The following is a 24053-nucleotide window of genomic DNA, read 5'->3' on the forward strand; positions in this document are numbered from 1 at the left end:
TACATCATTATGCTTTTGCTGATTGTGATTCGTGTTTTTCAGACATCCTTTTTATAGCTGATGTTAACGAATATAACTCATTAATAACCTGACCAATAAAAACATTATCGGTATATGTTTCTACTTTAAGTTTTTTGATGTTTTCTAAAAAAGGTTCTGTAGCAATACTTTTGTATTGGTTGTAATTACTTTTTAACTTTTCGTCATTACACTTTGTTATGAGCTTTACATTTTTCTTAAAATCATCACTCTGTATATTTTGAATTATTAAATCTATCTCCTTTTCATTCTTATAAGCTACAACACTGTTAAAATCAAACTTATATTTAGTAAATATTTCATTTAACTCATTGGATGGTTCTATCCTTTTAATCGTGTTAATTTGACTTAAAACCTCTTCTTGTTTCTTACTTATATGTTCTAATTTTTCTTCAGTATTTTTATCACTTTTAATAACTTCATTTCTTACCAATTCGAATTCTTTCTTTAATAAATCTGTGAATTCAATGTTGCTAGTGTTACTATTTAGCTCCTTATACTCTCTTTTCTCTAATATTGTAATAATATCATCTATTTCTGAGGAATCTTCTTTCTGTATTGATTTTTCCTTTGCTTCAAGGATTTTTATTAGATTATCAATAGTAGATATATTATTTGGTGTACTAGTTTTCTGTACTTTCTCTTTTGTTTTCATTATCATTAATTTTATAAAAAAAGGCTAAAGCTAATATCTCTAGCCTTTTAGGTTAGAAACAATTATTTCATTAAAAGCATCATCGGTAGTAGCATACTATTATCTGATGAGTTACCATTTTGAGTTAACATCAACATTAAAGGAATCATCATATCATTAGATTTACTAGATCCAGAATCTCCTTGCGTTGCTAAGAGTGGTAATAGTAAGCTCATGGTTTGGTCAAAAGTTACCGTTTTGTCATTTTCTTTTTCTACAATTGTAACATCGGTAGCATTCCCAGAGTTATCTTTAACTAGCTTCAAGCTTAAGTTTTCTTCAGCAAATTTTGGTTTATTAAGGAACGAACCTAACATATTCATCATTTGCATATTCTTTAAAACTTTAGTCTGATTTGCATCTTTTCTAGCAATGTCTTTTACAATAGAAGAATACTTACCATCTACAGCCTTTAAAGTCTTACCATTAGAAATTACTGTGCTTTTAAGTCCATTAACATCTTTTGAGATTGTGTTTAAAGCTACTTTTAAATCGGCTTTAGTAACATAATTTTTAGAGCCTCCTGCAATAGATCTCCCAAAATTGGAACGTTTTTTTACGCTGCTATTAATACGAGGAGATACTCTTTTAAAGCGTCTTCGCTTACGTCTTCGTTCTGAAAAATCTTCTCCATAACCATCGTCTAGGAGGTCGTCGTCCAATAAGTCTTCGTCGTAATAATCTTCGTCAAAAACTCCATCGTCTAATAAATCTTCGATTAATAAACTGTCATCGTACAAATCTTCTGTGTAATACATAATTTTAAATTTAAAAAGTTAATAATTGGTCTTTGCATTAAAGTGTAAATTGAATTTTTTTATGGCTGGTAAAATGAGTTCCTTATAATGGATATAATCTGGTACAAAAAAACCTGGTGCTCCTTCGCCATGGCAATTATTACAATCATCATCACAACCAAAGCAATATTTACAAGCGCCTATGGCTAGAGCCAAATCGTGATTTAACTGAGATTCGTTATAAACTTCTTGTTTTAAGACTTTAACAAGCTGTCTCAGTTTTAAAATTTCTGATTTCAGCTTTTTCATTTGAATAGCTTCTGGTTTTACTTTTGACTCTTCATCAAACAACTCCACAGCATCTTCATCTTGCATATCTTCTAAAACAGTAGCTTCCTCTTGATCTTGAGTTTGCAGGGTATCTATAACTGTTATAAACTCTGCTAATTCAGGTTTTTGTGTTTTTATATATTCTAGTATAGGATTCATCTTTTCGATTTTTTTAAGCCATTGCTTCTATATAGCTTTCTACTCTTTCCATTCTATCTTCAGGATAATTTACAACTAACTCCCCCTGTTCATCTATAAAATAGGTATCGTCATCAAGTAAATCGTCTTCGTAATATTCAGCAATAATATCCTCTGTCAGATAGTTAACTACTTCAACCATATCCAAAAAGTCCAAATCATTTTCTGAAATTTCTTCTGGTAGATACTCCCCTTGCCCATTAGCTCTACCAAATAAAAGTGCTTGAAACTGTGGATTGTTCATAATACTAGATAACGCAGCCGAAGAAGTCCTACCAAGTAAAGGTCCCGTGGGGGTATTTGTAGGAGTCACTGGATTATTTGTAGCATACCTTGCTGCTCCTTGAAGTGCTGCCCGACCTGCTCCAACAGCATATTGCTTAGTTTGATTCCATGCTTGGCGTAATTCTGGATTGGTATTGGTTCTTCTATTCCTTTGTCTACTAGGTCTACGTCTTCTTCTAGTACTTCTGGATCTAGATTTAAAATCTGGCACCCTATCCAAAGCCTTTGCTCCCGCTCCAGCTAGATTTCCTGCTAACCCGCCAATAGCTGCACCAGCAGGCCCTCCCACAACTGTTCCTACTATTGGAGCTGCTACAGAAGCTACTTTTAAAGCTCCAGAGCCTACTTTTTTAGCAATATTTCCTAAACTACTCCAAAAACCTTCTGCCTCTTCTGCAGTCATTCCGCTAACACGCTCAATAAGGTAATTATCTATTTCTTCAGGAGTGGCTTCAGATAATTCCTGATGAAATGCATAACGTGCAGCATTGTAAAAATCTTCTTCATAGAAAGATTCTCCATGATAAATTTCTTGATACAAATTCATTTTAATCAGATTGTAATTTTACCTACTCTATTTAAGTTTTTCGGTTTTCACTTCTGCACTTTCATTTAAAGTACCTTACAAAAGTGATTACATATCAAAAAAGAATCCCTAGGATAAAAACGGAAAATAAAAACACTTGTTCCTGAAAATTTTGAAAGAAAAAGAAGAATAATCATCATGTTTTTCCCTCTATGGTTAAAAGGAAAAACACCTAATCTGCTGGAAGATAAAATATATAAACAATTGAAATACAGTTGGTTAATTTTAATTTTTAATTCTTCAAAAACTATAATCTGTTTAAGTGATACATAAAAACCTTAATTTTGTAGTAAATCAATTCCAATATATTATGAAAAAAATCACAACTCTTAAAATCGGTATTTTAACATTGCTTTCAGCATTTATGTCTTGTATTGAACCTAATAAAAAACAAGACGAGACTGTAAAAACACCGCAGCAGATAATTAATATAGAAACTGCTATTGAAATGTATCAAGAGGACTTAAAAATTAAAGATAAGGTTATAAACCCTTCACTAAGAGATTTATATCAAGACAATACCTTTGAAGACACCCAATTTGCGTGGTTTTCTATAGACGAAATGAGAGATTATATAAAGTACATAGATGCCATACAAAAAGAAAACCCAAAGCAAGACATATCTGGAATTCGCATTTATTTTGGGAGATATTCTAGAAATAATTCTAAAAAATATGTAAATCAGCAAACAGTTTTCATGGTACCAACAGTTAGTAACAAAGGTGTTAACTCTAAATACGAAAACTTAAATCACTTACCATTTGCAATTCTTCCAGATGAAAGTAACAACCCTATTAAAGGAGAGTACTCCATTATTGAAGAACTATTGTTGGACGTTGGTAAAAAAGATCGGATTAAAAATTTCATGAAAAGTACTACCAATAAGCAACAGGCAGCGTTTAGCCTTCCTGCACTTAATTACAATCCAGTACTACAATTAACAAGCGTTATTCTAAACGAAGGAGAAATGGCGCCACCTCCAAAAAAAGAACAATAATAAATTATGTTTGTAGAAATATCATTTTTAGATATAAAATATCTCATTAAATATATTGAACTTATTACAGCAATTATAGGTTCAATATATCTATTTAAGTATAAACATACCTTTTTAAAGTATTTTTTAGTGTTGTTATGGTTTATTGTAATTATTGAATTTCTTGGAAAGTATTATTATCATTTTTTTGGTGCTAATTATATTATTTACAATATATACCATTTAATTAATTTTTGTTTTTTGTTATTTCTTTATAAAAATTATGTAGAAAGTAATAGGTATAAAAAATTAATTTCTTGGTTTTTCTATTTGTATTTAGCTTTCTTTTTTGGAAATCTTTTATTTCAAAATTATTTCACCCAAATCCAAACTGTGCCATTTATAATGGGCGCCCTATTTGTAATTATTAGCATTCTTTTTCTTTTTATAGAAATATTACGAAGTGATAGAGTACTGTATGTAACTAAAAATTTGTTGTTTTGGATAAGTGTCGGACTATTATTGTATTTTGTAGGTAGAATTCCAACTAGAATTATAAAAAATTATTGGGAAGAAATCTCTTACTATAAGAGCATCTACATTGTAGAATATATCTTAAGTATTATTATGAATGTTTGTTTTATTATTGGTTTTATATGCAGCGAGAAGAACAAGCAATATTAATAGCAGTTTTTATACTATTTTTTTTAAGTATTATTTTGATAGTACTTTTTGTTGTCTTTCAAAAAAGAAAGAATGTTCTTTTACTTGATAAAAAAGAATCTGCAAAACGTTTTAAACAAGAAATAGCTAAAACACAAATAGAGATAAGAGAAGAAACTTTTAGAAATATAAGTTGGGAATTGCATGACAATATAGGACAGCTTATAACATTAGCAAAAATACAGCTTCAAACAGATACTAATAAAGAAGATATCATGGAAGTATTAAACAAAGGACTTAAAGAATTGAGAGCACTATCTAAATCTATAAATCCAGATGTTTTAAATAGTATTACATTGATTGCTGCAATTAAACAAGAATTAGAAAGACTAAACAAACTTCAATACCTTAGAGCTACCCTAACTGTTGAAGGAAAAGAATTTAATGTAAACAATGATGCACAAATAATTTTATTTAGAATTATACAAGAATTTTTATCTAACACAATTAAACATGCTAAAGCTACCGAACTAAATATAAGCTTAAAATTTGAAGGAAACACATTACGCCTCTTTGCTAAAGATAATGGAAAAGGAATTCCTAAAGACAGAGAGCGATTTGACGGAATGGGATTAAAAAACATCGTTAAAAGAGCTCAATTAATTAATGCTGAAGTATTAATAGACTCCGAAGAAAATAAAGGAACACAATTATCTATTCTTTATAGAAACCCCTAAAAATGATTACTCATAAAGTTGTTATTGTTGAAGATTACGTGCTTATTTCTCAAGCAATGAAAGAACTTGTTAATTCTTTTGAGAATTTTAATGTGTTATATTTATGTAGAAACGGAAAAGAATTAGTAACAAAGCTAAAAACTCCTAAAAATGTTCCAAATATAATTTTGATGGATGTAAACATGCCTATTATGGACGGAATAGAAACCACGCAATATTTAAAAGATAATTTTCCAGACATTAAGGTTATAGCGTTATCTGTTGATGAAAACGACGAGACAATTATAAAAATGCTAAAAGCTGGCGCTAAAGGATATCTGTTAAAAGATGTAGAAAAACAAACATTAGAATACGCATTGGAAGAAGTTGTAAAAGCTGGTTTTTACCACACCAAAAGTGTAACAGATATTTTAATAAGTTCTTTAAATGAAGAAAATAAGAAACTCCCAGTACTAAAAGAACGAGAAATTGAATTTATTAAACATGTCTGCACAGAACTGACCTATAAAGAAATAGCAGAAAAAATGTTTTTAAGTCCGAAAACTATTGATGGATATAGAGATACGTTATTTGAAAAATTAGATGTGAAAAACAGAATAGGCTTGGTGGTCTACGCTATTAAACATCAAATTTTTAAGGTCTAGTTAAAATTTATATTACTCATAAAATACTGAGTAACAATAATAGCTCGGAGTTTAGTATACAATTAATTCTGTATATTTAAACTTACAAACCATCCCTTTAGAATATATCTCAAATGAAATATACCTTTTTACTAATTTCCTTCTTTATCCTTAATACCACTCACGCTCAATCTATTAAAGATTCTATCTTTAAGGAAGATATCGTGACTTTAGTAGAAGAAATGGAGTTCATGTATGGTTATGACCAAATGCTTCGTGAGTATACTTTATATCAAACTTTTGATAAGTCGGACACTGACAGAATAGAAAGCCTCCCAGATAGCTTAAATGTAATTGAAATAGAGAAAAGAAAATTTAAATCTGATAGTACAGTGAAATTCATCTGGCAGAAATATATTTCACCAAAAGATATTGAGCATACAGAAAGGATGATTGAAATTACCGAGAAATATGGGTTTCCATCAACTAAAAGAATTAAAATGTACTATGAGGAAGAATTTAATGATCCAGAGTTTAATCCATACATACTTTTAATTCATGCTCCTAAAGAATATTGGAATGAATTAATAACTCTGATGAAAAACGAGTTAGATAATAACCGAATTAGTAAATGTACCTACGGACATATGCTCTGGCATTTTACAGGACGGAAAAGTTTTCAACCAATGTTAGATAATGGCTATGAAATGGTCGAAGAAAATGGAAAAACTATTTTAAAATCAACCTGTAAATAATTTAACCTAAAATACATCTTTATGGAAGTTGCTATACAAATCCTCATAGCTATTATTGCTCTTCTTCATTGCTATATTATGTGGTTTGAAATGTTTGCTTGGGAAACTAAAGGGAAGAAAATTTTTAAAACATTCCCTTCAGATTTATTTCCAAAAACAAAGACAATGGCTGGTAATCAAGGCTTATATAATGGCTTTTTGGCCGTTGGTTTACTTTGGACTTTTTTTTTATTAATGATGAGCTACTACAGCTAGTTATTAAAAAATAACTAAATAAATACACTTATACATTTTATAATTAATCCTTTAACGATACTCTACTATTTTCGGGATTTGATTCAATTAGTTCCACTTGAATTTTTTTACCTTTATAAGCATGTATTGAATCAAAACTCAAATTCCATAAGTTCTTTGTAAAGTTTGCAGAATTCGTATATGAATTACCTTTGAATTTATAATTATATCTAAATCCTGGGTTTGTCCTAGCTCCTGGATATATTTTTATGATAACCCCCTCTACTATTTCTTTTTTTACTGATGGATCATTCCATTGTTCTTCTCGTATATTTTTCTTACGAATCAGAATATAAATAAATATGCAAAAAATAACTCCCGCAAAGATTTTTAAAACTAATTTTATTTTATCACTTCTCATTATATATAGGATTGTTTCCGTAACTAGGTGCTTTAGCTTTTATTTAAAACATTCCTCAGCCTAATCCATTTCACAAAATTAAATGCTTCAGATTTATTAATAACATTATTCAATCTTTGGTTGCCATTTTTAAATGATTTTACACTATGGCTTAAACTCCCTTATCCTTATCTCAAATCATATTCCCATTATCATCGTACATATAGTCATTCCCTGTCTTATTCCCTTTTTTAAAAAGGATATCCAAAAGCAAAGTTTAAAATAGGTTCTTTTAAATCAAAATTATAGCGCTTTTCATATGGTTTATGGATTGGAGCTGCAAGATCAAAACGGATTACAAAACTTTGGATATCTATTCGGACTCCAGCGCCAACACCAACCCCTAATTCCTTCATAAATCCTGATGAAATTTCATCACCTTCAATAGCTGGGTTGTCTTTAAGTAACCATACATTTCCTGCATCGGCAAATAAGGCTCCTTTTAGAAAGGAAACAATAGGAAAACGGTATTCCAGATTTGCTTCCAACCGAATGTCTCCTGTTTGGTCTAAATACGAACTATTCTCATCATCAGATAATCGATACGTTCCAGGTCCTAAAGACCTAATTCTAAAAGCTCGTACACTAAATGGTCCTCCAGCATAATATTGTTTTGAATAAGGCATCGTGGTAGAGTTTCCGTAAGCATACCCTATTCCTCCAAAAAGGCGTGCCACCAATGCTTGTTCTCGGTCAATTCTATATCGATATCTAAAATCTACATCTAATTTTGCAAATTGCGCATACTCAAGTCCCAATACTTTTTTTATTCCATCCTCATTGGGTTCTCCACTAATTAAATCTAAAATATTACCCGCAATTTCAAAATTGGTGGCAAAATAAATTGGATGTCGCTTTTCCATATCCGAAGTTTCATTATATATAAAACTATATGTAAGTCCAGCTATAAATTTCTGTTCAAAACTATTGGCTAGAAATTGATTCTCGGCCAATAAATCTTCAAATTCTTGAGAAGTATTAGACAAGCTACTGTAGTTAAAACTTAGAGGCGCTAATTCGTGATACACATATTTATTAGCATTCCAAGTATACCCATAAGACGCTAATAAAGTAGTAGATGTATAAAGGTCTTCTCGATCTAAATATTCGATTCCTGCAGTAATTTTAGTCTTTGGCACCTCATACCCATATCCCAAATCAAATTTAAATGGAAAGATTATTCTAGGAAAAATAAGGTTTGTTTGAAATCCTAATTGCGTACTAGAAAGTCCTGTATCATCACTCCCTCCTGCAATTTGCTTTTCATAACCTACTCTTGCAGAGACATTAAATATTTCACCTCCTCTAAAAAAATTTCTATTTGTATACGCAAGGGCTAAGGCTGGTCCTACATAATTATTAGACTTTGAATTTGCTTGAATTTCTGCTCGTACAGAATGTTTATTTAAAGGCGATAAATATATTTTTGCATCCAAAAGCCCAATAGAATCTCCTTCTTGGAATTCTTTAACTTTATCATAACGGATGGTTGTGTATTTATAAGACCCTATTTTTGCCAAACGATTGCTGGTAAACTTAGAGCGCTGAGGATTGTAATATTGTCCCTTTTCAAATAATACAAATGGAGCTAACCGTTCTACTTTAAAATAATCTGTACTTTGGATATAATTTATTCCTTTGTAATGGATAGTATCTTTCGGAACACTATCATTTTCAACGGAATAATCGGAATAAACCGATACTGAATTTAACTTATATGGTATCTTAGATTTTGCTGGAGTTTCTGTTTTTAAACGTAAAAATAAATCAAACTTTTTTTCTTTATATTGATTTGTATCCGCTTCAAAAATTAAAAAATCTTCATTAAAATTATAATATCCTCTTGCCTTTAAATAATCATCTATTCTTTCTCTTTCTTCTTTAAATTTAGCTAAATCAAAACGGGTTTTATCTGTTAAAACTGTTTGTGAGATTGATTGCTGAATAGAATCATATATTGGTAAACTATCTTTATCCAATTCATAATTAGCCAGTTTATAAGGTTCTGCTAAACTAACTTCATAGTGTGTTGACCCAGTTTTTTTCTTTTTTTCTACTGAAGAAGCAATTGTATTTTTAAAGAAACCTCTATTTTCTAATCGATTATTTATAAGCTCTTCGGTACGAGTAACATCTACATCTGATAAATATATTGGCTCTTCTCCTATTTTTTTATTCAAAAATCTATTGATAAATCCTGGATTCTCTTTTTGAGATTTATAATGTGTAAGTAATCCCCAACGAACTCCCAAAAATTTAGAATTAGGTACTGGTCGTAACAAACCATCTAATTCATCTTTAATTTCTCCTAAATCCTTAATTTTTTCTTCTGTCTCTACATCTATAGCTCCTCCAGTATATAACACTTCATTTTCCGGAATATATTTTTTAACACTACAGGCTGTTAAACCTAGTGCTATTAGAAAGAATACTATTTTTTTATATGTTTTTATTTTACTCTTCAATTAGTCTTCTTTTAACTCTTTTTCCTTTTCTTCTTTACTTTCTTTTGCTTCTTCCTTTTTCAATGCATTCTCTTTAGCTACTTCCTCTCTTACCTTTCTTTCCCAAAGTTCTTTAAACTTATTAAACTCCTTATTAAAAATAATTGAAATTCCGGTAACTATAAGCTCTCCATCAATAACACTTTCAAATTTATTTTTTCGATAACCTCGTAGACGATATCTTCCATCTTCGGTAATTAAATATTCCAATCCTACATTTCCTATAACAGGCGCATTCCCATCAGAATTTTGATTACTTCCTTGAATATCTACTTCACTTCCAACCTGTACCACCAATCTATCGTTAAACAAACTTTTGCTTGCATTTATATCTAATTCTGTACGGTCTTGCGGGGAAGCCGATTGATAATCGGTATAACTATCTAAACCAAAATCCAACTGTACACCTGTATTTCCTAATATTTTATCTGAAAACGCATTTAATTGATCTGAAAGCACATCATTTACATTATCTCTAGCAATAGAAGCTGGTCCACCAGCACTTCCATCGCTTCCAGATGATGGGAAAAAACGATTCATTACTAATAATGAAAAAACTTGTTTATTTAATTCTTCTTCTTGATTATTTAACTGTTGAACAGAACTATAAACATCTCCTCCAGCGGCACTTTGCTCATCTTCTGGCATGTCTAATTTAAACGATAACTCTGGACTTAACAGCTCTCCTTCCACATTTAAATATACTAAGAACGGGTATTTTTGTCGGTAAGTATTTAAATCGGTTGTACTAGCGTTAGAGATTTGAGTAGCCATTAAAGCAGATGCTGAAGTTTCAACATTATAAATAGCTTTAATATCTAAAATAGCATCCAACGGATCGCCATTCCATGTAATTTTACTTCCTTGAGAAATATCAAACCTCCGTTTTACAATATTATAAAGACTCGCCTCATAATGTCCATTATTAACTTCATATTGTCCAGAGAGGGTTGTTCTTCCATTAGGTTCCATTTTAAAGTTAAACTCTCCAGTACCAGAAACTTGTAAATTATCTCCTGTCCTTTCGTTTATTACAATTCGGAAAACAGAATTTTTATCTACCGAAATTAAAGCATTAATATCTAAATTATCTAGAATTTCTGTGGGAGATGCATGCGCTTCTTTTCTTGTTAGGATCTCATTTTCGTTTTTTCTGTTGACAAAAATTACCACTCCTTCTCTTTCATTTAAATCCAATTCAGATTCTGGAACAATTACTGTAAATTTTGAATCTTCTTTAATTTTTAGTTTTCCATCAATTTTAGGAACTTCCAGATTTCCTTTTATAGTTATATCTGTATTTAAGCTTACATTTCCGAAAAACAAATCGTTATCTTCTCGAGTAGAGTTTAATACCTTAAAATTAGACGCTTTTAAACTTAAATCGAAAGTTGGATTTATAAAGTCTTCTGTTAAAATACTTCCATCTAAAACAAAGTCATTATTATCTTCATCCTTAATAGAAAAATTATCTAGACGAAAACCTTTGTTATCGAATGTAAGATTTTGCTGATCAATTTTAAATATAGAATTTAACTGATTAACAAGCATTTCAACGCCATTAAAATTTAAGTTTCCATTGTAAATAGGATCAGAAGTTGTTCCTGTAAGCTTGGCTTTCCCTGTAATATTTCCTTTAGCATTTGAGATCTCTCCTTGCGCAAAACCTTCAATAGCTTTCATTTTTAAATCGTTAATCAGTAATTCTAAATCCAATTTAGAATTATTTTGAGAGGCTATATAATTTCCTGTAAGGTCTAAATCGATATTCCCTTCTTTAAGTCCTAAATCAAAAACATAATCTTTATAGTTTTCTGAAGAAGCATTCAACGCTAGTTTCCCTAATGGCACTTTTAAGGCTTCAAATTCATCAATTGTTAAATCTGCTTGTAACCCAGCATTATTAAAAGGATCTTCAATATTTAAAACTCCTTTAACCACCCCTTTAACAATAGGCTCTTCAGGGTTTAGAAAACTCAAAATGGTGTTTAATTTAAAGTCATCAAAAGACAAACCAACAATAGGTTTTGAGTCTTCTGATGTTGTTTTTACTACCCCTATTTTCTGTCCATTATTTGTTAAGGTAAAGTCTTGAACGTCTATATATTTTGGAGCATACACAAGTTCATTACTGTTGGGGATTGTCCAATTTTTCCGATTAACAACTAAAGTATTAGGATTAATATGGTAATGAATGGTATCTCCAACAAAGTTTACTTCAGAATTTACTTGAATTAAAGTCTCCCCTGCTGTATTGCTATTAAAATCGAGCAATAATTTCTTAGCCTTTAAAGTTCCTTTAAGCGTGGTTTTATCAATTAAAAAAGGAGAAGATTCAATTCCACTCCACCCTAAACTAAAATCTAAATCTTCCTGAGTTCCATAAAAATCTAAATATAAACTATCTACTACACTTGTATTATATTTTATGTAAGGGGCGCTTATTTTTGCATTCAGTTTTTTCTGAGATTCATTAAAATCTATTGCCACATTTATAGAATCCATCTCTTCTAACCCTGGAAGGTAAACCTTACTCAATGCAGTAGTGTGCCTTACTAATACATTCATTTTCATAAGAGTATTAGTATTTCTTTTAAGAGTAGTAGTGTCTACAGCAATAGTATCGTTTACATCTTTCCAATACCCAGAAAATTGCTCTTGCAAAGCTTCAATTAAAATAGGTGGCTTAGCATTTGCCTTTAAATCGGCTTCTAAAATATCACTGTTAATCTTAAAAAGGGTACTATCGTTTTGAATAGCCGTTTCAAATTTAAAATCGCCAATAGTATATGATTGATTTTTATAAACTGCCACCCCTTCTGTTATTCCTCCATCTAGTTTAAAGTTGGATAAATCTCCAGTATAATCTGCATTTAGTTTAAGTCCAATGCGGACATCATTATTTGTAATTCCCAAATTGTATAAATCGGCTCCATTTAAATCTAGTAAGATTTTGAATTTTGAATTCAACGTATCCAAAATCATATGCGTATTAAGGTCTAAATCTAAATTATCATCTTTAAAAGCAATATTTACATCTCCTTCTCCATTTTTTATATTTCCATTGAATTTCAACTTCGAAAAATCATAACCGCTATATGTTAAAGAATCAAATTTAGATTCTAAAACAGCATCTAACGTATTTAAATTATTACCTTTTCCTGAAGTTTTTATAGCAAAAGATAAGGTTCCTATTTTATCATTTTTAAGAATTTTCCCTAGGTCTAATTCTTCTGCATCAAGATTAGCATTAAATACTAATTTTTGTTGGTTGTTGAAAGTTCCATCTAATGTTACAGTTCCATCAGACGACTTTAGAATTGTATTTGCTTTTATATTATTTAAACCTCCCTGAAAACTCCCAACAAGCTCAAGTGAGTCTGGCACTGAAATTCCCAACGAATCTTCACTAATAAAATTAACAATATCGCTTTTACGAGTGTTCATTTTAAAATTGGGGATATAGAGCTTTAAACTGTCAGGATTAGTTACCGATTTGGCACTTCCCGATAAGGATATAGAAGTGTTTTCTCCCCAATTTAGATTACTTTTCTGAAGATTAAGACTGTCTAAACTCCCTCTTAAATTTAGAGTTCCATATAGATTTTTTGTAGCGAGAGAATCCAAATATGCATTTGCTTCTAAATCTGGCTGAAAATAATAAGCATCTTGAATGTTAACTCTAAAATTTGGGAGCTCAATGTCCATTATGGCCGACTCAAAACTATTTATAAAGCTATCCATGGAAGCATACCTTATTTTTGCCGAACCTGATAAATTGCTCCTTCCTGTTACAGCATGTAGGGAGCTTAATTGTAAAGAATTATCATCCAGATCTAATTGAAAATTTAAATCTTTAAGCTGAAATTTATTATGTTCTAAAAAAGATAATTCATTTAATTTCAAACCTGCCTTTGCGGGTTCATACAAAATATCTTCCGAAGAAAAATTAAATTGTTTTAACTGGATATCGTTTGGATTAAAACCACTGGAAACCACCGCATTTGAAGGAGTCTTGAAATTAATTTCATTATTTTGAAACACAATGCTATTCGCTTTTATTTTCCAATCTGGCCAGTTAAAAGCGGATTCCTTTTGAATTGAAAGTGTGTCTATAGGTTTAGGAATACTCGAGTCTATATATGAGAATTTGGTGTTTGATAAATTAAATTCATCCACCTCTATTTCGTTATTACTCAAATCAGTTTTTGGAAGTTCTAATACTAACTTCCCTAAATCAATATTCATCAACATAGCATCTACCTCCGAATTATATTCAGCTTGAATATTTTCAAAGGCTATATTTGAAAAACGCAAATAAGGTAATGTGCTTGTTGATGTTATATCTTCTTCTTCCTGAAAAGCTTGGTGTTGTATATAGCTGATTTTACTATTAGAAAACTCAAAATTATCCACTTCAAAACGCAATGTTTCCAGATCAAAAACATCCACATCTAAGAACAGATTCCCAATAGTAGTTTTTAAATCGATTCCCGAAAATTTATCATCATAAACTACTTTTAAAGTTTTTAGATCTATATTTCCTAAAGTAATCTTAATGCTTTGAGAAGTAGTGTCTACAGTTGTAGAGTCTGAAGAAGCAAAAGCATTTACAATAAAATCAAAGTTAAATTCTCCCAAAGTATCACGCTTAATAGTAGCGTGTAAACCAGTCCAATCTATATGCTTTAAATCTACCTCTGTGCCTCTAATTAATGGCAATAAAGCAGTAGCAACCTCCAAGTTTTTAGAATATATTAATGTATCCCCTTTTTCATCTTCAATATAAAGTCCGTCTAAAGAAACATTTCCAGAGAACGTTATATAAAGCCTGTCTATAGAAACTTCTGTCTTTATTTTATTGGATAAATACGTTACTGCCTTTCCTACAATTAAGTTCTGCCCCCAAGGGGTTCTTACCAAAAGAACTAACACAAAAAATAAAAATAATAAACCCACAAAAATTCTTAGTAAAATTCTAAGAAAACGAGACTTTATAAATTTTTGTTTTTTTGGCATAAGTAGTTTCCCTCATTTCTATATTTTGAGGTTGATTAACAAAGATACATTGTTGTATGTATAATTTTTATAAAAGTATTTAAAAATAGTATTTAGAATTAAGTATTAAGTAGTTAGACTTTTTAGTATAAAATAATAGATTATCTTCTTGCCACGAATTCACTAATACATTTTTTTTAAAATAGTATTTGGAATTAAGTATTAAGTAGCTAGACTCTTTATTATAAAATAAAGGATTCCCTTCTTGCCACGAATTCACTACTATTTTTTTGGAGAAAAATAGTATTTAGTTAAATTTATGCTGACTTGAAGAGGTTAAACTTATAACATTATCCCAAATAGAAAAGAAGTAAGTCGCATTCTCAAGCTTTTTAAGGCATGAGAAATATGAGTCTCAACAGTACGCTTGGAGATATTAAGCTGATTTGCTATCTCTTGATTACTCAAATTTTCTTCGCGACTCAGTTGAAAAATTTCACGACAACGATCTGGTAATTCATGAATTGTATTGGTAAGCATATTGTTTGTCTGACTATAAATAAGATGATCGTCGGTAGCAGTTTCTGCTGCTATTTCTTGGAGATATTCTTTATGCTCATTACTCAAAACTGAATTTCTAAGTTCTTTATAAACGCTAAACTTAATGGCTTGTTTTAAATAGGCTTCAATATTAGTACTCTCTATTTTTTTTCTTCGCTCCCAAAAATTTATCCAAACTTCTTGTACTAAATCTTTGGCTATAGCTTCATCATTTAAAATAGACTTTGCCAATACAAAAAGAACTTCCCAATAACGATTAAATAACAAATGAAATGCTTTTTCATCATCGTTTTTTATACGTTCCATAAGTTGGTTAGCAGAAAGTGGAGCGGTGTTATTCATGGTTTTCAAAATAAAGAAAAACACTTCCTTTTTGAGTTAACTTAAGGTAAACTGTAGGCTATTTTAGCGTTATTAAATTTATTATTTGAAGGGAAAAGATAATATATGGCCTTTCGAAAATTACAGTAGACTACCTCACTTCTCCCATAAAAAACCCTGCAGAAATTCTACAGGGTTTATTGGAAAAAAAATCAACTACTTTTTTGGATTGCCTCCAAAAAGTACACAAATGAAACTCCTTAGTGATGGAGTTTTAATTATTAATTAGCATTCACTGCTGATTGAGCTGGCAAATCTAATCTGTAACTACTTGTTCCTGTATATGTATTTCCATACATATCGGTTGCTTTCACTTCAATTTTGTGAGTTCCTGTTTTTAATTTTGTAGGAATTTTACCCTTCCATAGATGTTTAGAATCTATTGGATTAGACGACCTTCTTCCTGGCATTAATTTATCGGTTAAATCCCATTCATACACTAAAACCTCATACGAAGGATCTTGCTCTTCAACATATTCCATTGGTTTCCAATCTCCTTCATCTATTCGGTATAAAACCTCATCATTTTCACTTCCTGTAAAAAAGTTTACATAAATCCCAGCTTTGGTATTTCTTCCTTCAGCAACAACTTTAGGAACAAAAATGTTCATTTGATAGTCTGCTGGTTTTCCTGCTACTTTATATTTTACTTCATATTGATTTCCTTTAAAATTAATAAAAGCATATCCTTTTGGAGTTCCGTCTCGCATTACAGAAATTGGGATTCCATTTTCATCTAATTTCCCAGAATACCAATCGCCTGAAGTAGTTCCTACATTATAATGATGATGTGGTTTTTCTTGATGCCATCCAGATTCTCTATCAAAAAAGTCTTGACGTTGAATATGGGTATGCGCCGATAAAGAAAGAGTATTTGGATAATCTTTTAGTAAATCGAATAATTGCTGACGGTCTTCATCTCTATAAGAATCTCCCTCAGGTTCACTAATAGGAATATGAAAAGCCAAAACTATTAAATGGTCTTTAGGTACATATTTTAAATCGTTTTTCACAAAATCTAATTGGTCTTTTCTAAAACCACCCCAATACCCTTTCTCATCGCGTGGGTCTGGGTATAAAACATCATCTAAAACAATAAAATGCACTTTTCCTTCATTAAATGCATAATTTGCTGGTCCAAAATGTGCCTCATAAGTTTCATCTGCTAATTGGTCTTTATTAGCATCAAAGTTTAAATCGTGATTCCCTAATAAATTATACCAAGGAAGTCCCAATTCTTTAACTGCTTTTATATACGGATTAAACAAACTCAAATCGTTTCCTACCAAATCCCCCATACTCAAACCAAATGACACATCCTCCGTTTTGGTAACATCTTCAACAATTCCACGAGCAAAATAATTTACTTCCTCTAGTGTATACGGTTGTGGATCTCCAAAAATAAGTGCAGTAAAATCGTTTTTTTCTTCTGAAGAAATTAACGGAAAATTAATCTCTTTTGGTAATCTTCCTGTAGGAGAAACTCCTTTGAACTTAGCCTCTGGAGAACCTTCTGGCTTATGGATATAGAAAAATTGAGATAAGTTATCTTCATTTACATTAATAGCATAATAAGATGGTTTTATAACAGAAATAATGGCGTCGTTACTAACCGGAAGTTTATATGCCCCTTTTTTATCGGTTTGTACCACTTCCACTCCATTGGTTACAGAAACTCCTTCTATTCCGTTTTCCTTTCTGTCTTTTTTTCCATTTTTGTTGGTGTCGTTAAACACGTATCCCTTTACGGTAGATTGCCCGTATGTAAAAGATGCAAAGAGAATTACTCCTGTAGTTAAAATTATTTTTTTCATATCTATTTACGTTTATTATTTATCCCACCATACTTTTACATTAATATCATCAACTCCTCCTAACATTTCAACTCCTTGATCAAATCCAGCTGGATTTCCGATCGCTAAATCACTTGGATAGTATAACCTAGAAGGCATTACCGCATTATTCTCCATAGCGGTTGTTGTTGGCAATTCTGGAAATCCTGTTCTTCTATATTCAAACCATTGTTGATAATCTGTAAAGTAAAGCGCATAATATTTTTGTAGCATTATTTGCGCTAGCGTCCCATTATATACAACAGATGGATTTTCAAAATATGCTTCTGTAATTTCTATTCCTAATTGCTCCATAGCAGCCGATACACCATTTTTATAGTGCGTTTCTGCATTAGAAATATATCCTTTCTGAGCTACCTCTGCTTTTATAAACTCAACTTCAGCATAGGTTAATAAAAATATATTCATAGGGTTAGTAACCTGCTCTATATTGAATGTAGAGGCATTATATTCAAATTGAGAGTCTGAACCTTCATAAGCACTTGGAATCCCTTTATATCCTATATGCTCTCCATCAATATCAGCCTCTGTTGTTATTACAGCTCTTCTAGGATCTTCCCATTCATTTAAATTATCAATAAAAAAGGAAGCAACTTTAGTACTTAATCTAAAGTCTTGTGGTCTTCCCCATGGCGAAACATTCGGTGTTTCTCCTGTTACTTTCAGAATAGCAGATTCTTCTGTATTTTCAAAAACAGGATATTTAGCAGGATTGTTTATAATGCTAGCTAATTTTTCGTAAACTTTTAGTTCAGTTCTGTTTGACAGTCTTAATAGCAATCTTAGATGTAATGAATTGGTAAATTTTTGCCACTTTTCAACATCATTACCAAATAAAATATCGGTTTCATACACCATAGCTTCCGATAAATTGTAAAGCTCATTTGCAGCTTCTAGATCGGCTAGAAGTGTATTATAAATAGTCTCTTGGTCGTTAAATTTTGGATACAAAACTCCTTCTTCGGCACTAGAAGCTTCTTCCATTGGTACAGGTCCAAATAAGTCGGTTAAATTTGCATACACAAGAGCATTTAAAGTTAAAGCAATGGCTTTATAATTCTCGTCTTCTCTTTCCGCTGCTGCATTGCGCATTTCCTTAATATTTTGTGCCCATTTGTAATAATTGTTCCATGAAGAATTCCCTATTCCTAAACTAACATCATAGCGGTGTAAACCTCCCGAAATACTAGGAAACGGGAGCGAAACTTGCATTAAATTAAAGGTAATAGCATCACTACGCCCCGCATTATGAGAAGCTACCCCATAAATAATTGGATTTAATAAGGTTCCCGGACTAATTTCTGAAATTCTATTTGGGTCGTCGTTTAGTTCTTCAAAATCTCCTGTACATGAAATGACAGTTAATAATAAGAAGCTTAATAGTATTATAATTCTATTTTTCATTTCTTAAGATTTATTTTTTAATGGTTGGATAGAATCCCCATAATTAATAATGAGGATTCTATTACAACTATAATTTTACTTTTAAATTAACTCCATAGTTTGCTGGTGATGGCATTTGTCCCATTTCTACACCTGGCATAATTCGGTTTCCATTTAAAGCTGCCGTTTCAGGATCATAAATTGGAAAATCAGAAATTGTTAATAAATTACTTCCAAACAAAGAAATGTCTACTCCTTGTATTCCAGAATTATTCAACCATTTGTTTGGTAATGAGTATTGAATACTTACTTCTCTAAGTTTTATATAGGAAGCGTCAAAAGAGTTTGATTCTACATTAGCACGTCTATAGTAACGATTGTACCAATCTGGTGTAACAACTTCTGTAGTATTAGGCGAGTAAGTTCCATCTCCATTATCTACCACTCCTTCTCCAGTTATAAATCCTGTTTCTCTTCCATAATAAGTAGAAGTAAGTTTTCCTTGCTGTACTAATTTATGATGCGTTTGTGAGTAGATAATTCCTCCATACTGCCCATCAATAGTAATTCCAGCAGTGAAATTCCCCAATTTAAACTGGTTATACCAACCTGCTCTCCAATCTGGCATAGCATCTCCTATGTACTCAAAGTCTCCAGAAGCAGGGTATGCTGGTAATCCACCTTCATCATAAACTATTTGTCCATCAGGAGAGCGTACAAAACCATATCCATATATTGCTGTTGGCGATTCTCCCACCTTAGCAATCATGTTTGCTTGTCCTCCAGAGTCAATTAAAAATTCATTATCTACTTCATCTGGTAAATCAGAAACTCTTCCTTGATTTTTAGACCAAGTAAGATTGGTATTCCATTCAAACTTTTTATTCTGAATAATTTTTCCTCCAAGAGTTAATTCAATTCCTCTATTTCTTACACTTCCAGAGTTAACATAAGTTGAGCTATATCCTGTGTTATAATCAAGATCTAACCGAATTACTTGATTTTCAGTTTCAATTTGATATATAGTAGCATCTATACTGATTCTATTTTTAAACAGTTTTGCTTCTATTCCTGTTTCAAAACTTGTAGAGAGTTCTGGTTTTAAATTAGGATTATAAAGTGTAGCAGGAACTGTAGCTGAACTCGAAAAATCACTATTATTATAATATTTACTGGTTTGATATGGGTCTGTATCGTTTCCTACTTGAGCATAAGAAAATCTGTATTTTAAATAATCAAGTGTATTACCCTTTAGATTAAAAATATCTGATAAAATAAAACTTGTATTTACTGAAGGATAGAAAAATGACCAGTTATCTTTTGGTAATGTACTAGACCAGTCGTTACGACCCGTAACATCCACAAAAATTTGATCTTTAAATGAAAATGTTGCTAACCCATATAAACTATTTACTTTTTTATCATAATCGGAAGTGGAGATAGAAGGCGTGCTTTTTCCATTTGCCAATTTATAAACTCCAGGAACTACTAATCCAGTAACCGAGGTAGAAGTATACCTACGCTTTTCAATACGATTATTCCCACCAACCGACATTTTAAATCCAAAGTTTTTAGAAAAATCTTTATCATAAGACAATAAGAAATCGTTATTTATTTCTTGTTTAAACACATCTTGATTTCCATAATACCCTTCTCCATATCTATTTATACTATATGGGCGCTTTAACTCTCTATCTTGATTATAGGTATTTAAAGAAGTTCTTACTAATAAATCTAAGTTTTTACCTAAGTGGATGTTGGCATTAATATTTCCTACAATTTGATTACTCTCCAATGTATTTAGAGATTCATACGCAATTAAGTATGGATTATCTATATAAGAACTAAATGGCTGTATTTGTTGAATATCCTCTTGCCCTTCTTGCCAAATTGGTCGGTACCAATCTAAATTCACATTTGGGTTCTGAAAAATCATAAAGTACGCAATAGAACCATTATTATATCCAGTACTCGGTAAGTTATCACTAGATCTGTTGGTATAATTAATAACCGCTCCTAAATCTACATAATCAGATATTTTATATTTTGAATTAATGGAAGCTGTAATTCTATCAAATCCAGTATTTGGCATAATCCACTCATTTTTAGTGTATCCTATAGATGCTCTCATAGAACCTCTTTCTCCTCCTCCTTGAATGGATAAGTTATTGATGGTAGTTACTCCTGTTCTCCAAAAATCCTTCCGATTGTCTTTATAAGGTTTCCAAAGTTGACGCTCTGCAGATTGCCCTTCTAAAGTTGGATCGTATTGGTAGTAATATTGTCCGTTAAATTCTGGTCCCCAAGCACTACTTGTAGCTCCTGTATTCCCGCCATCTTCAGACATTCCATAAGAATAATAAGGGTTTCCTTCATCATCAAAATATTTTCCTGACCCCTGTCCATATTTATATTGATAATCTGGCCAACGTTGAATAACATCAAAAGAGGTACTCGAATCAAAAGTGACTCCTAATCCTTTTGTTCCTTTTCCAGATTTTGTGGTAATCATCAAAACTCCATTCGCAGCTCTACTTCCATATAATGCAGCTGCTCCTGGTCCTTTTAATACCGAAACACTTTCTATATCTTCTAAATTTAAATCGGATATGGCATTTCCATAATCTATCGGAGAATCATCTCCAGTATAGGCTGTGCTCGACCCAGAGGTTGTCATTTCTGTATTTACAGGAACTCCATCTACTACTACTAAAGCATAGTTTCCATTTAAATCAAAAGAACTATTTCCTCTTAAAGTTATTTGTTGAGAATTTATAGGTCCCGAACCAGCAGATACTATATTCAATCCAGCAACCTTACCTTTTAACCCAGAAGACCAGTTTGTTGGCATAGCTTGATCTAACTTTTCGGACTCAACAGTCTCTTGAGAAAATCCTAACATTTTCTCTTCTCTTTTTATCCCTAAAGCAGTAACAACAACCTCGTCCAGTTCTGATACATCTTGCTCTAATTTAATTTCGTAAAAAGTTTTATCTCCTATGATAAAGGTAGTTGGCAAAAATCCTACATAAGTAATTTTTACTTCGTCTCCTTTTTTAGCTGTTATGCTAAAATTCCCATTAAAATCGGTTACAACCCCAATGGCTTTATTATTTACTTGAACACTTGCTCCAGGTAATGGTACGCCTTCTTGGTCTACCACCAATCCTGTTACAGTTACTTGTTCCACAACTTGTACTCTTTCTCTAATTGGAAAGCTCTTTATTTTTGAAACACTTATTAATTCGTTTACTCTGTAAAAACGTAACTGTTTTTCTTTTGAAATAGATTCTAATAAATACAATAAATTAACCTTTCCAGAAGCGGTTAAAATAGTAGTATCCGTATTAAGGTAATCTTCAGAAATTACAAAATTATAGGCTGTTTCTGCTTCTATAATTTCAAATAACTCTTCAAGTTTATAGCTGTTCTTTTCTAAAAGAATATTAGAACTCTTTAATGCCTGTCCGTTTATTTCGGTAGCAAATAAACTATGCAATCCTAAGACTATTATGATGTAAAAGGTGGAAATACGCATAATTAATTTATGACATTTACTTGCGTTTTTTTTCATATTTTTATTGCGGTTTAATCAATTACAATAATTTGATTTGTGTTTGACTGATACATTTTAAATTTGACATGATTCTACTGTTGAAGGGAGTGTTGGCGCACTTCCTTTTTTTTATTTCTTATGTTTTCATATTGATTTCTGAGGGTTATAGATTAGTATTTGGTTTTTAGTTGTTCGTTTAAAACTTAAATCTGTTGCCTTTGTTATAGTTACTAAAATAGATGTAAGACTCTGATTGGTAAAGGTTCCGCTAACTTTCACCTCATTTAAAGTTGGAGAATCTAAATCAATAGAAACCTCAAATTTTTTCTCCAAAAGCTGAATTATCTCTACTAAAGAAGTGTTATTAAACGTCAGTTTATTTGTCATCCATAACAGTTCCTCATCAGGATTAAATCTGACAGTTTCTATTTCTTTATTTTTTAAATTGAAGTTTATTTTTTCCTTCGGTTTTAAGATTTTTGAAGTTTGTAAGCCTTTTACATCAACAGATCCTTCTACCAAAGCCACCGAAATATTAGTGCTATCCATTTTTATATTGAACTGGGTTCCTAAAACTTTGGTGGTAATGTTATTTGCTATTACTTTAAAAGGACGTTTTTTATCTTTCGAAATTTTAAAATAGGCTTCCCCTTTTAGAATAACATGCCGACTAGTAGAGGTAAAATGATTTGGGAATTTTAAAAAACTATTCTCATTTAAAGTAACTACACTACTATCTTGTAAAACAATATTTTTAATTTCATTCTCATTTGTCGCTATCAATGTGTAAGAAATAGTTTCCTTAGGATTAAAAACAAACCATACAGAAATTCCCACTCCAAGCAATACAATAATACTGGCTGCTATTTTGTACCAATTAGTAGGACTCTTAGCTGTTGAACGTTTTACAACTCGGTAAATATCGTTCTGTACTTTATTTTTATGAGATGCTGATTGAAAAACAGTAGCTTCATTCTTTTTAAGAAAATGATTCTCAAATTTTTCGAGAAGTTCTTTTTCTTCTGAAGTAGTTTCTCCCTTTTCATATTTCTTTAAAAGGTATTTAAATGTTGATTCCTTCATGCTTTTGTTATCGGCTTTCAATAGTAAATACCAGAAATAACATAACACACGTAGTGGAAAAAATAGAAAACAACACCATTTAACCTTTTTTTTAAATAGTGTTGTTTTTGTTTACATTGAATTAACTATTTGGATAAGTGGAGGTAAATTGAAGGAGTTGGAAGACTGAAGTCCGAAGACAGAAGTCGGAGATTTTATTTATTACACATTTAAAAATTGAAAGATTGAAGGATTGAAAGATTGAAGAAGACTGAAGTCAGGAGTCAGGAGTCAGAAGTTGTACTTCCCTGATATAGGTTGACCACTTAAAGTCAATTTATATGAAAGCAACTATAAAATTAATTAAGAAATCCCGTAAGTTTTCTGAAGCGTATAAAAAATCTATTGTTGCAGATTTTGAAAGTGGTAAATTTAGCG

General features: G+C 31.2%; 18 protein-coding genes. 6 read left to right on the forward strand and 12 right to left on the reverse strand.

The window, feature by feature from the left end; genetic code table 11:
- Positions 1–7 precede the first annotated feature (7 nt).
- From AC13CQ_RS02220 to AC13CQ_RS02235, 4 genes are all read right to left on the reverse strand, one after another.
- Positions 8–694 (reverse strand): hypothetical protein, encoded by a 687-nt coding sequence (locus tag AC13CQ_RS02220; protein ID WP_474507685.1) that lies wholly within the window; start codon positions 692–694, stop codon positions 8–10.
- Between the two features lie 62 nt (positions 695–756).
- Entirely contained in the window at positions 757–1491 is a 735-nt protein-coding gene (locus tag AC13CQ_RS02225; RefSeq protein ID WP_008616269.1) for a hypothetical protein, read from the reverse strand.
- 18 nt (positions 1492–1509) lie between these two features.
- Entirely contained in the window at positions 1510–1959 is a 450-nt protein-coding gene (locus AC13CQ_RS02230; protein ID WP_335587419.1) for a hypothetical protein, read from the reverse strand.
- A gap of 13 nt (positions 1960–1972) precedes the next feature.
- On the reverse strand, positions 1973–2830 hold the full coding sequence (locus tag AC13CQ_RS02235; RefSeq protein ID WP_474507039.1) for a hypothetical protein: 858 nt from the start codon (positions 2828–2830) through the stop codon (positions 1973–1975).
- A gap of 349 nt (positions 2831–3179) precedes the next feature.
- On the opposite strand from AC13CQ_RS02235, the gene AC13CQ_RS02240 reads away from it, so the two are divergent.
- The 6 genes from AC13CQ_RS02240 to AC13CQ_RS02265 all read left to right on the forward strand — a co-directional run bounded on the left by AC13CQ_RS02240 (position 3180) and on the right by AC13CQ_RS02265 (position 6878).
- A complete protein-coding gene (locus AC13CQ_RS02240) occupies positions 3180–3866 on the forward strand; it encodes a hypothetical protein (RefSeq protein ID WP_474507040.1) in 687 nt (228 codons plus the stop codon).
- Positions 3867–3872: 6 nt separating this feature from the next.
- On the forward strand, positions 3873–4529 hold the full coding sequence (locus tag AC13CQ_RS02245; protein ID WP_337900774.1) for a hypothetical protein: 657 nt from the start codon (positions 3873–3875) through the stop codon (positions 4527–4529).
- Positions 4502–5245 (forward strand): sensor histidine kinase, encoded by a 744-nt coding sequence (locus AC13CQ_RS02250; RefSeq protein WP_008616261.1) that lies wholly within the window; start codon positions 4502–4504, stop codon positions 5243–5245. The genes AC13CQ_RS02245 and AC13CQ_RS02250 overlap by 28 nt, the downstream gene beginning before the upstream one ends.
- Positions 5246–5247: 2 nt before the next feature.
- Positions 5248–5889 (forward strand): response regulator, encoded by a 642-nt coding sequence (locus tag AC13CQ_RS02255; protein WP_008616260.1) that lies wholly within the window; start codon positions 5248–5250, stop codon positions 5887–5889.
- A 113-nt stretch (positions 5890–6002) separates the two neighbouring features.
- On the forward strand, positions 6003–6623 hold the full coding sequence (locus AC13CQ_RS02260) for a hypothetical protein (protein ID WP_335587424.1): 621 nt from the start codon (positions 6003–6005) through the stop codon (positions 6621–6623).
- Between the two features lie 21 nt (positions 6624–6644).
- Positions 6645–6878, forward strand: a complete 234-nt coding sequence (locus AC13CQ_RS02265) for a DUF1304 domain-containing protein (protein ID WP_474507041.1) — start codon at positions 6645–6647, stop codon at positions 6876–6878.
- A 43-nt stretch (positions 6879–6921) separates the two neighbouring features.
- Here the strand turns inward: AC13CQ_RS02265 and AC13CQ_RS02270 are convergent, their stop codons facing one another.
- The 8 genes from AC13CQ_RS02270 to AC13CQ_RS02305 all read right to left on the reverse strand — a co-directional run bounded on the left by AC13CQ_RS02270 (position 6922) and on the right by AC13CQ_RS02305 (position 23636).
- A complete protein-coding gene (locus AC13CQ_RS02270) occupies positions 6922–7278 on the reverse strand; it encodes a hypothetical protein (protein WP_474507042.1) in 357 nt (118 codons plus the stop codon).
- A 230-nt stretch (positions 7279–7508) separates the two neighbouring features.
- Positions 7509–9782 (reverse strand): translocation and assembly module lipoprotein TamL, encoded by a 2274-nt coding sequence (gene tamL / locus AC13CQ_RS02275; RefSeq protein ID WP_474507043.1) that lies wholly within the window; start codon positions 9780–9782, stop codon positions 7509–7511.
- Positions 9783–14840 carry a translocation/assembly module TamB domain-containing protein gene (locus AC13CQ_RS02280; RefSeq protein ID WP_482882693.1) on the reverse strand — a complete coding sequence of 1686 codons (5058 nt, stop codon included), beginning with the start codon at positions 14838–14840 and terminating at the stop codon, positions 9783–9785.
- A 321-nt stretch (positions 14841–15161) separates the two neighbouring features.
- Positions 15162–15722, reverse strand: coding sequence for an RNA polymerase sigma-70 factor (locus AC13CQ_RS02285; protein ID WP_157136797.1), 561 nt, complete (start codon positions 15720–15722; stop codon positions 15162–15164).
- Between the two features lie 260 nt (positions 15723–15982).
- A complete protein-coding gene (locus tag AC13CQ_RS02290) occupies positions 15983–17575 on the reverse strand; it encodes a calcineurin-like phosphoesterase C-terminal domain-containing protein (RefSeq protein ID WP_474507045.1) in 1593 nt (530 codons plus the stop codon).
- Between the two features lie 15 nt (positions 17576–17590).
- Positions 17591–19018 (reverse strand): SusD/RagB family nutrient-binding outer membrane lipoprotein, encoded by a 1428-nt coding sequence (locus AC13CQ_RS02295; protein WP_474507046.1) that lies wholly within the window; start codon positions 19016–19018, stop codon positions 17591–17593.
- Between the two features lie 67 nt (positions 19019–19085).
- The gene (locus AC13CQ_RS02300; RefSeq protein ID WP_474507047.1) at positions 19086–22571 is read right to left on the reverse strand and encodes a SusC/RagA family TonB-linked outer membrane protein; all 3486 of its coding nucleotides are present in this window, start codon (positions 22569–22571) and stop codon (positions 19086–19088) included.
- Positions 22572–22697: 126 nt separating this feature from the next.
- Entirely contained in the window at positions 22698–23636 is a 939-nt protein-coding gene (locus AC13CQ_RS02305) for a FecR family protein (protein ID WP_474507048.1), read from the reverse strand.
- Positions 23637–24053 lie beyond the last annotated feature (417 nt).

The organism is Galbibacter sp. L-19 (assembly GCF_056857615.1).

Bases quoted from the DNA above. Each gene is read 5' to 3' on its own strand.
- AC13CQ_RS02270 (WP_474507042.1), bottom strand. From the start codon at position 7,278: ATGAGAAGTGATAAAATAAAATTAGTTTTAAAAATCTTTGCGGGAGTT.
- AC13CQ_RS02220 (WP_474507685.1), bottom strand. From the start codon at position 694: ATGAAAACAAAAGAGAAAGTACAGAAAACTAGTACACCAAATAATATA.
- AC13CQ_RS02300 (WP_474507047.1), bottom strand. From the start codon at position 22,571: ATGAAAAAAAACGCAAGTAAATGTCATAAATTAATTATGCGTATTTCC.
- AC13CQ_RS02265 (WP_474507041.1), top strand. From the start codon at position 6,645: ATGGAAGTTGCTATACAAATCCTCATAGCTATTATTGCTCTTCTTCAT.
- AC13CQ_RS02280 (WP_482882693.1), bottom strand. From the start codon at position 14,840: ATGCCAAAAAAACAAAAATTTATAAAGTCTCGTTTTCTTAGAATTTTA.
- AC13CQ_RS02305 (WP_474507048.1), bottom strand. From the start codon at position 23,636: ATGAAGGAATCAACATTTAAATACCTTTTAAAGAAATATGAAAAGGGA.
- AC13CQ_RS02290 (WP_474507045.1), bottom strand. From the start codon at position 17,575: ATGAAAAAAATAATTTTAACTACAGGAGTAATTCTCTTTGCATCTTTT.
- AC13CQ_RS02260 (WP_335587424.1), top strand. From the start codon at position 6,003: ATGAAATATACCTTTTTACTAATTTCCTTCTTTATCCTTAATACCACT.
- AC13CQ_RS02235 (WP_474507039.1), bottom strand. From the start codon at position 2,830: ATGAATTTGTATCAAGAAATTTATCATGGAGAATCTTTCTATGAAGAA.
- AC13CQ_RS02245 (WP_337900774.1), top strand. From the start codon at position 3,873: ATGTTTGTAGAAATATCATTTTTAGATATAAAATATCTCATTAAATAT.
- AC13CQ_RS02255 (WP_008616260.1), top strand. From the start codon at position 5,248: ATGATTACTCATAAAGTTGTTATTGTTGAAGATTACGTGCTTATTTCT.
- AC13CQ_RS02240 (WP_474507040.1), top strand. From the start codon at position 3,180: ATGAAAAAAATCACAACTCTTAAAATCGGTATTTTAACATTGCTTTCA.
- AC13CQ_RS02250 (WP_008616261.1), top strand. From the start codon at position 4,502: ATGCAGCGAGAAGAACAAGCAATATTAATAGCAGTTTTTATACTATTT.
- AC13CQ_RS02285 (WP_157136797.1), bottom strand. From the start codon at position 15,722: ATGAATAACACCGCTCCACTTTCTGCTAACCAACTTATGGAACGTATA.
- AC13CQ_RS02230 (WP_335587419.1), bottom strand. From the start codon at position 1,959: ATGAATCCTATACTAGAATATATAAAAACACAAAAACCTGAATTAGCA.
- AC13CQ_RS02225 (WP_008616269.1), bottom strand. From the start codon at position 1,491: ATGTATTACACAGAAGATTTGTACGATGACAGTTTATTAATCGAAGAT.
- AC13CQ_RS02295 (WP_474507046.1), bottom strand. From the start codon at position 19,018: ATGAAAAATAGAATTATAATACTATTAAGCTTCTTATTATTAACTGTC.